At 41.0% G+C, this 13,235-nt stretch carries 12 protein-coding genes; 11 read left to right on the top strand and 1 reads right to left on the bottom strand.

The features are described 5' to 3' along the window. The first annotated feature begins 290 nt into the window (after nucleotides 1-290). From ACNQO6_RS13495 to hisC, 8 genes are all read left to right on the top strand, one after another. Nucleotides 291-1,739 carry an RNA polymerase factor sigma-54 gene (locus tag ACNQO6_RS13495; protein WP_440209296.1) on the top strand — a complete coding sequence of 483 codons (1,449 nt, stop codon included), beginning with the start codon at nucleotides 291-293 and terminating at the stop codon, nucleotides 1,737-1,739. 168 nt (nucleotides 1,740-1,907) lie between these two features. After that, nucleotides 1,908-2,249 carry a ribosome hibernation-promoting factor, HPF/YfiA family gene (gene hpf / locus ACNQO6_RS13500; RefSeq protein WP_004655596.1) on the top strand — a complete coding sequence of 114 codons (342 nt, stop codon included), beginning with the start codon at nucleotides 1,908-1,910 and terminating at the stop codon, nucleotides 2,247-2,249. A 139-nt stretch (nucleotides 2,250-2,388) separates the two neighbouring features. After that, a complete protein-coding gene (ibaG, locus tag ACNQO6_RS13505) occupies nucleotides 2,389-2,640 on the top strand; it encodes a BolA family iron metabolism protein IbaG (RefSeq protein ID WP_005228821.1) in 252 nt (83 codons plus the stop codon). A 6-nt stretch (nucleotides 2,641-2,646) separates the two neighbouring features. Beyond that, entirely contained in the window at nucleotides 2,647-3,906 is a 1,260-nt protein-coding gene (murA, locus tag ACNQO6_RS13510) for a UDP-N-acetylglucosamine 1-carboxyvinyltransferase (protein ID WP_343580529.1), read from the top strand. Beyond that, nucleotides 3,903-4,592, top strand: coding sequence for an ATP phosphoribosyltransferase (gene hisG / locus ACNQO6_RS13515; RefSeq protein ID WP_005283487.1), 690 nt, complete (start codon nucleotides 3,903-3,905; stop codon nucleotides 4,590-4,592). The genes murA and hisG overlap by 4 nt, the downstream gene beginning before the upstream one ends. Before the next feature lie 139 nt (nucleotides 4,593-4,731). Then, the gene (locus ACNQO6_RS13520; RefSeq protein WP_440209297.1) at nucleotides 4,732-5,394 is read left to right on the top strand and encodes a DUF4272 domain-containing protein; all 663 of its coding nucleotides are present in this window, start codon (nucleotides 4,732-4,734) and stop codon (nucleotides 5,392-5,394) included. Between the two features lie 130 nt (nucleotides 5,395-5,524). After that, a complete protein-coding gene (gene hisD, locus ACNQO6_RS13525; RefSeq protein ID WP_440209298.1) occupies nucleotides 5,525-6,817 on the top strand; it encodes a histidinol dehydrogenase in 1,293 nt (430 codons plus the stop codon). 159 nt (nucleotides 6,818-6,976) lie between these two features. Further along, a complete protein-coding gene (gene hisC, locus ACNQO6_RS13530) occupies nucleotides 6,977-8,062 on the top strand; it encodes a histidinol-phosphate transaminase (protein WP_440209299.1) in 1,086 nt (361 codons plus the stop codon). A 14-nt stretch (nucleotides 8,063-8,076) separates the two neighbouring features. On the opposite strand, the gene pabB is transcribed toward hisC, so the two are convergent. After that, nucleotides 8,077-9,423 (bottom strand): aminodeoxychorismate synthase component I, encoded by a 1,347-nt coding sequence (pabB, locus tag ACNQO6_RS13535; protein ID WP_440209300.1) that lies wholly within the window; start codon nucleotides 9,421-9,423, stop codon nucleotides 8,077-8,079. 522 nt (nucleotides 9,424-9,945) lie between these two features. On the opposite strand from pabB, the gene filA reads away from it, so the two are divergent. From filA to filC, 3 genes are all read left to right on the top strand, one after another. Further along, a complete protein-coding gene (gene filA, locus ACNQO6_RS13540; RefSeq protein ID WP_440209301.1) occupies nucleotides 9,946-10,938 on the top strand; it encodes a putative pilus system protein FilA in 993 nt (330 codons plus the stop codon). Nucleotides 10,939-11,207: 269 nt separating this feature from the next. Then, the gene (gene filB, locus ACNQO6_RS13545; protein ID WP_440209302.1) at nucleotides 11,208-12,041 is read left to right on the top strand and encodes a putative pilus system C39 family peptidase FilB; all 834 of its coding nucleotides are present in this window, start codon (nucleotides 11,208-11,210) and stop codon (nucleotides 12,039-12,041) included. Nucleotides 12,042-12,085: 44 nt separating this feature from the next. Further along, nucleotides 12,086-13,225: a putative pilus system protein FilC gene (gene filC, locus ACNQO6_RS13550; protein WP_440209303.1), complete on the top strand. Its 1,140-nt coding sequence runs from the start codon at nucleotides 12,086-12,088 to the stop codon at nucleotides 13,223-13,225. The last annotated feature ends 10 nt before the right edge of the window (nucleotides 13,226-13,235 follow it).

A 13,235-nucleotide genomic window follows, 5' to 3' on the forward strand; every position in this document is an offset into this window, starting at 1 on the left:
CTGATGGTAGTGTGGCACTTGCCATGTGAGAGTAAGTCATCGCCAGCTTTTAAATTGAAAACACCCCTAACCTGACGGTTGGGGGTGTTTTTTATTGGCGGGGAAGAAAATGAAACAGTCTATTAAAGAAGAATAAGAGGCTGAATATTACAATAAATGTGCTCTTTTGCCAGTTTTTTGAACAAATCAGTCAGTTGAAACCTATTTTCCTTGTATGCGTAAACATTGCTTTTATGTTATAAATATTTTTATAGGCATGTTTTTTGCTTATCTTAATAAAAGGAATGACTATGAAATTATCTGTTGGATTGAAAGTTGCGAACAGTTTATCGTTGACTCCTCAATTACAACAGGCCATACGTCTTTTACAACTCTCCAGTTTAGAGCTCGAACAAGAAATTCAAATCCAGTTAGACAGTAATCCCTTACTTGAAAAAATAGAAGAGATGGGGACTACAGAAAGTCTTTCTAGCTTAGAAGTACAAGAGACAGGGGATTTAACGACTGAGCTCAATGCTGACCATCTTCCAAATGACTTACCTGTCGATACTGAGTGGGATGATATTTATACCCATCAATCCACTGCTTTGGCTTCACCAGAATATGAAGAAAGAGAAGACAATCGCCAAGCACAAATGAGTTTGAAAGAGCATATTTTAGATCAGGTTAATCTCTTACATTTTTCGACTGTAGATAAGCTTATTGCATATTGCATCGTCGATTCTCTGGATGATAAAGGTTTCCTGGATGCGGAACTGGAAGATATTCTGCTTGCCGTTTCTCGGTTGTTGCAGGAGATGGAAAGTGATGAAGAAGTTGAGGAAGATGAAGTTATTGTTGTTTTAAAACACATTCAACGTTTAGATCCAATAGGTGTTGGGTCAAGAAACTTGGCGGAGTGTCTGAAGATCCAGCTTGAAACTGTTCATGAGAAAGTTCCTTATATTGCAGAAGCCAAGAATTTACTAAAATATTATGAATTATTGATTTCTAATGATTTGAATAAATTATTAAAACAAACAGGTTTGACCAAAGAACAATTAACAAGTGCAGTTGATTTACTCAAGACACTCAAGCCTTATCCTGGACTAGAATTCACTCAACAGGAGTCTGAATATCAGGTTCCCGATGTCGTCGTTTCTAAAAAGGATTTGCATTGGCAGGTGCAATTGAATCCCGATGTTTTGCCTAAATTACGGATTAATTCATTTTACTCAGGCATGATTCGTCGTGCAGATCAAAGTGATGACAATGTTTATTTAAGAAATCAAATGCTGGAAGCAAAAAACTTTATTAAGAGTATTGATGAACGCCATAAAACCTTATTAAAAGTTGCAACCTGTATTGTTGAGCATCAACGCGCCTTTTTGGAGCAAGGTCCAGAGGCAATGAAACCTTTAGTGCTCCGTGATGTAGCAGAAGAAGTTGAGCTACATGAATCCACCGTTTCCCGGGTTACAACCAATAAATATATGCTGACACCGCGTGGTTTATTTGAATTGAAATATTTCTTTTCAAGTCATGTGGGGACAACAACAGGTGGGGAGGCGTCATCAACTGCAATCCGCGCCATGATCAAAAAGCTGGTTTCCAATGAAAATCCCCGTAAGCCTTTGTCGGATAATGCAATTGCCGAGATGTTGAAAAATGAAGGGATTGAGGTAGCTCGGCGGACGGTTGCGAAATATCGTGAATCGTTACATATTCCTTCATCTTCTGAAAGAAAAGTCTTGATCTAAATTTTAAGGTGTGACTATTCTATTGGTTCATTATTACGGAATAATGAATTTTTTTAATGATCACTAGAGGAATCGCTGAAATGATTTAATGGATATTGAACCACTGATGTGCATTAAATTTGCTTGAGCGATTGCTTGTATCCTGAGAAAAAGGTGAGGGATAGAATTATGCAAATAACAATTCGTGGACACCATTTAACCATTACACCAGCAATTGAAGAAAATATAAAAGAAAAGTTTAGTCAAATGACCAAGCATCTGGATCAAGTGAATAGTATGCAAATCAAGCTGGCTAAAGATCATCAAATTGACAAACGTTCACACAAAGGGAGTGCAAACCATATTGCTGAGGCAATTATACGTTTGCCAGGGGTGGAACTGTTTGCCCAGGCGACAGCCGATGATATGTATACCTCGATTCGGAAATTGACCGATAAATTAAAACGTCAGCTTGCTAAGCATCGGAAAATCCAGTGTTCGTACCAGCATGAACTGGCACTTTTGAGTTAATTTTTATTTTTTATATAAGAGGCTTTTTGTGAAGCCTCTTTTTTTTATTGATAAAAAAAGAAACTGCTTACTGAATTATGTGAAAAAGTTATAGTAAAATAGCGCGTTTTACACCAATGGTTGTATAAGAGGTCTTGGAATGAATAGTGAGCAGCTCACGCAAATTTTAAAAGAAGCTTTCCCTGAAGCAGAAGTAGCGGTGAGCGGACAAGCTGGCAAATTTGACCTGCGTATTGTTGATGATCAGTTTGAAGGTAAACGTACCGTTGCTCGTCAACAATCGGTTTATGCACCTCTAAATTCTTATATCGCGAGTGGTGCAGTTCACGCAGTCACGATTCGTGCAATGACAAAAGACGAATGGCGCAAAGCAAGCCTTTTCGGAGCTTAAATATTAATGGATAAGTTTTTAATTACGGGCGGTGTTAAGCTCGAGGGTGAAGTGCGCATTTCGGGTGCTAAAAATGCGGCATTACCTTTACTTGCAGCAATGATTCTTGCTGATTCTCCGATTACGTTAACCAATGTACCGAACTTAAAAGATGTAAACACATTGGTTAAGTTGATTGCTGGCCTTGGCGTGACGATGAGCTATGAGGGTGAGACAGTTTGTGCTGATGCTTCAACCTTAGACAACCAGTTTGCACCTTATGAACTGGTAAAAACCATGCGTGCATCGATTTTGGTGCTTGGCCCGTTGTTGGCGCGCTATGGCAACGCTAAGGTGTCTTTACCGGGCGGTTGTGCCATCGGCTCGCGTCCAGTCGACCAACATCTCAAAGCATTAGAAGCTTTAGGTGCGCATATTGAAGTTGAAAATGGTTATGTGCATGCTTCAGTGGATGGTCGCTTAAAAGGCGGTGAAGTTGTTTTTGATATGGTCACCGTTGGTGGCACCGAAAATATCTTGATGGCTGCTGCCTTAGCTGATGGCGTGACCACAATTCGTAACGCTGCTCGTGAACCTGAAATTACCGACCTTGCGCAAATGCTGATCAAGATGGGTGCCAAGATTGAAGGTCTGGATACCGATACACTGGTGGTAACAGGTGTGGAAAGTCTGCATGGCTGTGAATATGCCGTGGTTGCTGACCGTATTGAAACTGGTTCATATTTAGCTGCTGCTGCCATTACCGGTGGCCGAGTGAAAACCACGCATACTGATCCTGCATTGCTCGAAGCAGTATTGGATAAGTTTGAAGAAATGGGTGCAGAAGTCACGCGTGGTGATGACTGGATCGAACTGGACATGCAAGGCAAACGTCCGAAAGCGGTGAGTTTTAGAACATTACCGCATCCAGAGTTTCCAACCGATATGCAAGCGCAGCTCATGGCGGTGAATGCGATTGGCCGTGGTTTTGCAACGATCTCTGAAACGATTTTTGAAAACCGTTTCATGCATGTCCCGGAACTTTCACGTATGGGTGCCAATATTCAGGTGGAAGGACATGATGCGGTGGTTACAGGTGTGGAAACACTGCAAGCTGCCCCTGTCATGGCGACGGATTTACGTGCTTCATTTTCACTGGTTTTAGCGGCTTTGGTTGCTGAAGGCGAAACATTGGTTGACCGTATCTATCACATTGATCGTGGCTACGAACATGTGGAAGAAAAATTGCAAAGTTTAGGTGCGCAGATTAAGCGAGTAAAAGGATGAATGACTTAAGAAACGATGATCCAAATTTTGACGTAATGGGCAATTTTGATCATGGTTTAACTTTAGCACTCAGTAAAGGTCGTATCTTAAAGGAAACTTTACCCTTGCTTGAAAAGGCGGGTATTAATTTACTTGAAGATCCGGATAAATCACGCAAACTGATTTTTCCTACCACGCACAAGAAAGTCCGTATTTTGATTTTACGTGCTTCTGATGTTCCGACTTATGTTGAGAATGGTGCAGCAGATTTTGGTGTAGCGGGTAAAGATGTGTTGATGGAACATGGTGCCCAACATGTGTATGAGTTGCTTGACCTGAAAATTGCCAATTGTAAGTTAATGACAGCGGGTAAAGTCGGTATGGAACGTCCAAAAGGCCGTTTAAAAATCGCGACCAAATACGTCAACTTAACCCGTCAATATTATGCAAGCCTCGGTGAGCAGGTGGATGTGATTAAGCTATATGGATCAATGGAGCTTGCGCCTTTGGTTGGTTTAGGTGATTACATTGTCGATGTGGTGGATACGGGGAATACTTTACGTGCCAATGGCTTGGAGCCGTTGGAAGAAATTTGTAAGGTTTCTTCTCGTCTGATTGTGAACAAAGCCAGCTTTAAACGTAAACAGGCGGTGCTCAATCCGATTTTGACGCAACTTGAAGAAGCGATTAAAGCACGTCAAAACTGATTGTTGTGCATCAAATTAAGAAACCGTTCTCATGAGCGGTTTTTTTACATTTGAAGATTATGTAGGGGATATAGTCCCTTTGTTTCTGAGCTGAGGCTATGTTAAAAAAGCTAATGATGTGTTGAAAATGTCAGGAACAATGAAAAATCCACTGCAGCGTAAACAAGAATCTATTCTAAAATTAAAAGCTAAAGCTATACCTTATATCGACTGGTTGCCTCATATTGAATCAAGTGATGACGTGATCCAGCGCTCTGCTGAGCGCATTGCCAAGCGTGCGATTGCATGTTTACTGATGATTCAGGTGGCATGTGATCTGGATCAAGACCAATTTGATCAAGAAACAGAAGATTTTATTGTCGATCTATTGAATAAGTTTGAAGTTACTGATGAATTAACTGTTAAAGAAAAAAACATATTGAATCGAAATGCTTCACAGCAAGAGATTGTCAATATGATCTGGAAGTATGAAGCCTATTGGGTATTGCTATGGGCGTTGGGGATTGTCGAAGAGTTGAAATATCCAGATGAAATCGCAGATTGTGATTTTGCCATTCAGGTGGTATCAGGCTGTGATTCATTGCAGGAATTTATGCAGCAGGTGAAATTAAGACATATCGAAGAGATTCTGGATGAGGCAGATCTGATCTATCGTTATGACTGGGCATGTGTTGATGCGCGATTAAAACAGCAGCATGCACCTGCAAATTTAAATGCTTCCATAGTTCTGGAGCGTCATGGCGCTTTAAACTGGCTGATACAGGCCGATGCGGATTGGGATAATCCGGATGTAAGTACTTAAAACTTATAGATCTCTTATCATTAAATGTTTTTTCCTATAACAGCAGCCGAAAAGCTGATGTTATCTTGCCCACAAGCGTACTGAAAAAGAGTAAACTTAGCGTTCTCTTTTTCGCCTTGTGGGTAAATTGATGCGACGTTTATCGACTCAGGATCAAAATTTTAAACAGACATTTGCTGAACTTTTAGCATTTGAAACCGTGAATGATCCTCAACTTATACAAACTGTAGATCAGATTATTGCTGATGTTCGTCAGCATGGTGATGATCATGTGCTTAAACTAACACAACAGTTCGATCGACATCCCGCGCATCAATTCTCTGATTTAGAACTGACTCAGGCACAGCTCAAAACGGCATTTGAAGGCTTAAGTGTTGAAATCCGTGAAGCACTGGAACTGGCAGCAAAACGTATCCGTTCATTCCATCAGGCACAAAAGCAGGAAGGCTGGACCTATGTTGATGAGCTGGGGAATACCTTAGGCCAGAAAGTCACAGCGCTGGATCGTGTTGGAATCTATGTACCGGGTGGCTTGGCGTCTTATCCTTCATCAGTGTTAATGAATGCTTTGCCAGCACATGTCGCGGGTGTCCCAGAAATTATCATGGTGGTTCCTGCACCAAATGGTGAACTGAATCCATTGGTATTAGCTGCAGCTTATTTGGCTGGGGTAAGCCGCGTATTTACCATTGGTGGCGCGCAAGCTGTGGCGGCATTGGCTTATGGGACACAAACCATTCCTGCGGTGGATAAAATTACAGGACCTGGCAACCGCTTTGTTGCAGCCGCAAAACGTGCGGTGTTTGGCCAAGTCGGTATTGATATGATTGCAGGACCTTCGGAAATTTTGGTCTATGCCGAAGGTGAAAATAATGCTGAATGGTTGGCCATGGATGTGTTGTCTCAAGCAGAGCATGACACCGTTGCACAAGCCATTTTCATTACCCCGAATGAAGCGTTGCTCAATGCAGTTGAAGCTGCGATTGAAAAGCATTTAAGTGAATTGCCAAAAGCAGAAATTGCCAGAACCTCGATTCAAAATCGCGGTGCATTGGTGCTGGTAAAAGACCGAGCTGAAGCAGTTGAACTGATTAATCAGGTGGCACCTGAGCATCTGGAGTTATGTCTTGATGATGCAGAGCTGATGAGTCAGGAGATTCGTCATGCTGGGGCAATCTTTATGGGACGTTATACGCCAGAAGCCATTGGTGATTATTGCGCAGGACCAAACCATGTCCTGCCGACATCAGGTACAGCACGTTTTTCTTCGCCACTTGGTGTTTATGATTTCCAGAAGCGCTCTAGCTTGATCATGTGCTCTGAAGCGGGCGTGAAGAGCTTGGCAAAAGCAGCCGATGTTTTGGCAGTCCAAGAAAATCTTGATGCCCATGCACGCTCAGCCCGTTATCGTTATGAGGTTTGAGTTAGAAGTGAGTGCTATGGTCTAGCACTATAATAAATATAAACCTTTCCCTATCCCTCTCCTGAAATGAGAGGGGACTTATCACGCTACAGGTGAAATAAGTTTGAAGATTCCTCTCCCTTTGGGAGAGGTTAGGAGAGGGCAGCAAGAGAAAATAAAATGACGTTTACAGCAGAACAAATGCGTTTTTGGAGTCCAGAGGTTCGTGAATTAGAGCCTTATGTACCGGGTGAGCAACCTAAAATTCAGAATTTACTCAAACTGAATACCAATGAAAACCCCTATCCACCATCACCAAAAGTGGTGCAGGCTGTGCAAGCCGTTTTAACTGAACAGGCCGATGCTTTGCGTTTATATCCAGATCCTGATGCGACGGTTTTAAAACAGGCGATTGCTAAACAGCAGCAGGTTGATGTAACTCAAGTGTTTGTTGGTAATGGTTCGGATGAAGTTTTAGCACATATTTTTAAAGCTTTTTTTATCCAGAAAGAGCCAATTCTTTATCCGGATATTACTTATAGTTTTTATCCGGTGTATAGCCAGTTCTTTGCAACGCAGACCAAGCAGATTCCATTGAATGAAAAATTCGAAATTGATGTATCGGATTATGCGCAGGAAAATGGCGGGATTATCATCACCAATCCAAATGCACCCACCAGTATTGCGCTGGGTTTAGATAAGATTGAACACGTGCTGAAGGCAAACCCAGATCGAGTGGTGGTGATTGATGAAGCATATGTCGATTTTGGTGCCGAATCCGCAGTACAACTGGTCAATCGCTATGACAATTTAGTGGTTTGCCAAACGACATCCAAGTCACGTTCATTGGCGGGCTTACGTGTTGGTTTTGCCATTGCACAAGCGCATTTGATTGGGGCACTTGAAGCCGTGAAAAACAGCTTTAACTCTTATCCAATCGATCGTTTTGCCATTGCAGCAGCGGTGGCTTCCTTTGAAGATCAGGCTTATTTTGAAGCGCAATGTGCCAAAGTGATTGCAAGCCGGGAAAAACTGGTCGGTGATCTTGTTGCTTTAGGCTTTGAGGTATTGCCATCGAAAGCTAATTTTATCTTTGCCACACATCCACAACATGAAGCTGCGCAGTTGGCCCAGCAATTGCGAGAGCAGGGCATTATTGTGCGTTATTTCAATAAACCACGCATTAATCAATTCCTGCGAATTACGATTGGGACCGATGAGCAAAATCAGCGTTTAGTGGAAACGCTTAAAACGCAAATTTTATAAATCTGTATTGACATTTATTGTTCAGAAATCTGCCATGTATTGAGTAAATCTAGCATGGCAGAAATTTTATCAAAGCATTCCTGATATTCTGCTTCTGCATCAGACGCAATGGTGATGCCACCACCCGCCCACATGGATAATTGATCCTGATATTTCTGAATACTACGAATCAAGATATTCCAGCTGCCTGTACCATCGAAATTAAAATAACCCAAGCTGCCACAATAAGCCCCACGTGGTGCACCTTCAAGCTCTTCAATGATTTGCATGGCCCGAATTTTCGGTGCACCAGTGATTGAACCGCCAGGTAGCGCTGACAATAACATTTGCATCGGATTGATGTCTGCTTTTAAGCTCGCTGTAATCTCGCTCACCATATGGTGGACTTGATTGTAGCTTTCAATTTCGAAGAGTTTGGTGGTTTGGACTGAACCTGTTTCTGCATAGACACTGAGATCATTACGCAAAAGGTCGACAATCATGACATTTTCAGCTTGGTCTTTTTTAGAATGGCTGAGTTTGTCTTTTGAAATTTGGTCTTGTTGTGGATCATCAAAGCGCGGCATGGTCCCTTTGATCGGACGTGTTTTAATTTTTCGATCAGCCTGAAACTCGATAAATAATTCAGGTGAGCAACTCAATAATTCGAAGTCATCGAGTTTGAGGTAGCCCGCGTAGGGTGCATGGGTCAGTTCCCATAAATCATTGGCACGGCTTAACAGTGAGCCCTGTGCATGGGTGGTAAACTCTTGAGTCAAATTAATTTGATAGCAATCGCCTGCTTTAATGTATTCCTGTACCTGTTGAAAGGCCTGTAAATACTGCTGTTTTGACCAACGGGACTGACACTTCTCAAGTAGACAAAGTGCTGGTGGCATTTGAATAGGTTGATTGATGAGATCAGAGATCTGCTGAAAAATGAGCTCGGCTTGTTGCTCATCGCTGTGAAAATACCAGCTATCATTCTCATACTTTAAAAAAGTTGAATATTGACCCAGAAAAAAACCAGCCTGATGACGTGAACTCACGTCTACAAATTGATCTGCGCAATAGTCATAGCTAAAGAAGCCAATATAGCCACCGTTAAACGCGATAGTATCAGATGTCTCTGAGGGAGACTTAAACTTTGAAAATGCGGTAAGTAATGACGCGTCGGGTCTCATTTGATATTGATTAAATTGAATTTGTTGAAATTGTTTTAATTGGGATTGTTGGAAAATTAAAAATTCTTGCGGTAAAAACGCAATAATGGGGGTATTGTGGTCATATAAGTAGACCAAACCTGTTAGGTCATACAGTTGTGCAAGAAGATCAAATGCAGAAGTGAATTGCGTGTTAAGCTTTTGCTGAAAATAAGACATAAAAACGAAAATACTTACAGATACATTTGGAGGAGTGAATTGTACTACATTCAAAATCACGGGTCTGACATTTATAGCTTGGTGGCGTGAAAAACCAGCAATTTCTTGGTAAGAGCGAGAACTCATATTGGCTTTAGGGCGCGAGTGATAGGCTAATCACCCAAATACTAAAAAACGCATTTTTGTATACACTTGTAACCATGGGTTGGTGCGTGGATAAATGGGCATAAGTGAGTAGATGCATGTAAGTTGTTGCATATAAAAGTGAAAAATAAATAAAAGTTACAATTATTTACCGTCGTTTTTTTAGATATGGAAGTGAGTGATTTATATGCCGTTTATCGGGTTGTACTTAAAAAGCAGTTAACAGGAGTTGAACATAAAATAACAAACAGGTAATTTAGTAATTGCTAAGCGAACTACTCAAGGATTGGAAGTTCTAGTTGTCATTAATAAAAAAACGACCGTGGACAGTTTAGAGTAGTGAAAGTCAAAAAATAAATGCTCTTGGGAGAGTGCTCAATGAAAATGTTTACTAAACTTGTTTTAGTTTCTTCAATGGCGATTAGCGCAAATGCAATGGCTATGCAGTCAATGGATGATGCTGCACTAAGCGCTGCAACAGGTCAAGATGGTCTTAATATCGGTCTAGGGATTTCTAGAGTCGAAATCGAAAAAGTTTTAATTCATGATAACGATGGTTTAGCGACTACTGCTGGTGGTACAGGCCAAGCTGGCGCGATCGTTATTAAAGCGAATGGTACTGGTCAGACTGCAGCAAATGGTATTGTCATTAATGCGCCAATGAATGCTGCTGGCACAGCGCTTGATACTACTCGTGCTTTAGCATCTCATAACCTTGCTGATTTAGTGATTGATACAGATAAAGGGACCGGTACCAACGGTGCATTCTTGAATGTTGCTGCTGCAGTTTCTGGCCTCGATATTTACGTGGGTGAGATTGGTGTATCTGGCTCAAATGCTGCAAGCACTACAGCGGTACGCCGTGGTAATGATGATGCGAATTACAATGCAATTTTATCAGGCTTAACAGTTAAAACTGGTTTAACAAGTGCAAATATCCAGTTAGGTGCTGCTCCACAAGGTGCAATGATTGTATTGAATACAACTATGAAAGGTGGTCTGGAACTGAAAGATCTTGGTATCGTTGATAGCTCAACGAAGCAAGGTTCAGGTGATGGTACTACGGGTAACCGTGCTGCTGGTCAAATCTATCTTGATAGCATTAAAGTTTCTGATGCTTCAGGTGCTGACTTAACTGTAAATGCTAAAGTAAGTGTAGTTGGTAAAGAAGGTACAAATAATGGTTATTTACGCATCATTACAGGTTCTGGCGACACAACTCCAGCAACTGATGCGTACATTAAAGGTGTACATTTAGGCAGTAAAGATGCCAAGTCAATTGGTGATGTTGAAGTTCAAGGTCTACAAACTTACTACAACAACGGTACTGCAAATGTAAAAGGTTCGATGATCACGATTTCTGGTCACTAAGTTTCCTTCAGAAAAAAGCGCACAATGTGCGCTTTTTTTATTTTAATTATCGATAATTAAAGGAAAAAACGAGAAATGTTGCGTTAATCACAATCGTTTATTAAAACTTTACTTAATTCTATTTTTCATTACATTTCGTCAAAAAAAACTAAAAAAAAGCTGTTTTTTTCTATAAAAAAAGGTATCTTCAACAAACAGGGATGTAGTGTTTTTAAACACTAAAATAAAACGAATAAGGCAAGTTGTGCCATAGTTAGAAAAAGAGACTTATGTTAGAGATCGCTTTAGGCTCAGCATTGATGTATTACTTTACAACGCAAGCCTTTGAAATTGAGAAAAAGCCAGAGGGGACTGTGCATTACACAGAAACTCTCGATTCCCGTAATCCTTCTTTTACGCGTAATCATCGCGAAGCCGTAGTGATTAAACCAGCTGTTGAAGATCAATTCAGAGGAATTGTACGCCAAGCGTATGACTATAGTTGCGGATCTGCAGCCTTAACCACGCTATTAAATGGATATGGTGGTTTGCGCTTGACTGAACAACAGACGATGACCGGTTTGCTTCAATATGGGGAATATCAACGTATTATCGAGCGCCGTAGTTTTTCCTTGTTAGATATGAAACGTTTTGTTTCAGCTTTGGGCCTGGCAAGTGGGGGCTACCGCGGTGAATTCTCTGATCTAACTGCATTAAAACAACCTGCAATTGTTCCTATTACCTATGCTGGTTTTAAACATTTTGTAGTATATAAAGCATATAAAGATGGAAGAGTTTATGTCGCTGATCCTGCTTTAGGCAATATCAGCTTTGACGAGATTCGATTTAAAGAAATCTGGGATAACAATACATTATTTATTGTTGATATACCTCAACAGTACCAAAAGAATTTATTGGCACTTCAAGATTCCGATATGCGTCATGTGGAAGATGCAACTGTAAATCGATATGCCCTTGCTGACATTCAATATCCAACTCAACAGTTTGAGAAACTTGCAGACAAAGGATCAACTATGCGTCGGGTGCTGGATACGAATTCTACCTCAGATACTTATAACCAACCAATTACGACATATATGCGCTTATATTACAAGCGGAAGTAGTTAATAAAAATCAGTAAAATTAATGTAATAGGATGCAAAGTAAAATGAATCATACATGGATGAAGATGACTGTGTTGGCGTTGAGTTTAGGCGCAATCACATCAACACTTTACGCAGCAGAGGAGCAGCAACCTGTAGTTGAATCTACAGCATCTCAAACAGATGAAGCAGCAGCTGTAAGCACTGAGACAACCAGCCCGCCGGTGGATGAGACGACGAGTCCCGTTTCACCAGCAATAGCAACCAGTCAGGCTGATCAAGCAGCGAGTGCATTGCAGAAAAAAGAAACAGATGCAACTCAAGAAACTAACCTGCAAGAAGTCTTTACCTCGAATGAACGTCAGTACTCGCTCATCAAAAAAGGTGTTTTTTCATCTTACTATGACATTGACTATACTTACTATCGTGATACTCGTGTCGATGCCTCTATGGAGGATGGAAGCTTAAATAACCTAAGATTTGAAGAAGATGCGAACCATACCTTAACTAACACATTCACGGTGCAGTATGGCTTAATGGATAATTTAACTTTATCCGCATCTTTACCTCTAGTAGCAAAAAAAGAATTATTAAAAGATAAAACCGCAGCGGGCTTGGGTGACATTAACTTTGGGGCACGTTGGGAACCATTTCCTCTAAAACAAGGGCGCTTACCTTTAGTACTATTCGGAAGTTTATCGACCAAAACGGGTGATAGCCCTTATGAAATTGGGATCGATGAACTTTCAACCGGTAAGGGGTATTATTCGGCCGGGGTTGGTGCAAGTACCCGTAAATATATTGATCCAGTTGTATTATTTAGTTCCGTATCTGTCAATTATGGTTTTAAAGAGTCCGGCTTAGACCAAGCTCGAGGTCGAAGAACATTAGAGAGTTTTGATCCAGGTGTGAGTGGTGGCTTTGCGTTTGGTTTTGCCTATTCATTTAACTATGACGTGTCACTCACCATGTCATATCAACAAAGTTTCAATACTGGCGCAAAATTCTATTTCTCAAATGGTGAGAGTTACGAATCTGGGGATCAGAGTAGTGCCATGCTGTCTTTTGCTTTAGGGGTTCGTGTGTCTCCTGAAACGATTGTCAATGGTACGGTTGGTATCGGTTTAACTGAAGATGCGCCAGATGTATCACTCGGTCTATCTTTCCCACTTGATATTATAGGTTTTGGCAAAAAAATTCGTTAAGGAGATGTAA

The sequence above is a fragment of the Acinetobacter calcoaceticus genome (assembly GCF_051947995.1).
In the GTDB taxonomy this organism is placed as follows: Bacteria; Pseudomonadota; Gammaproteobacteria; order Pseudomonadales; family Moraxellaceae; genus Acinetobacter.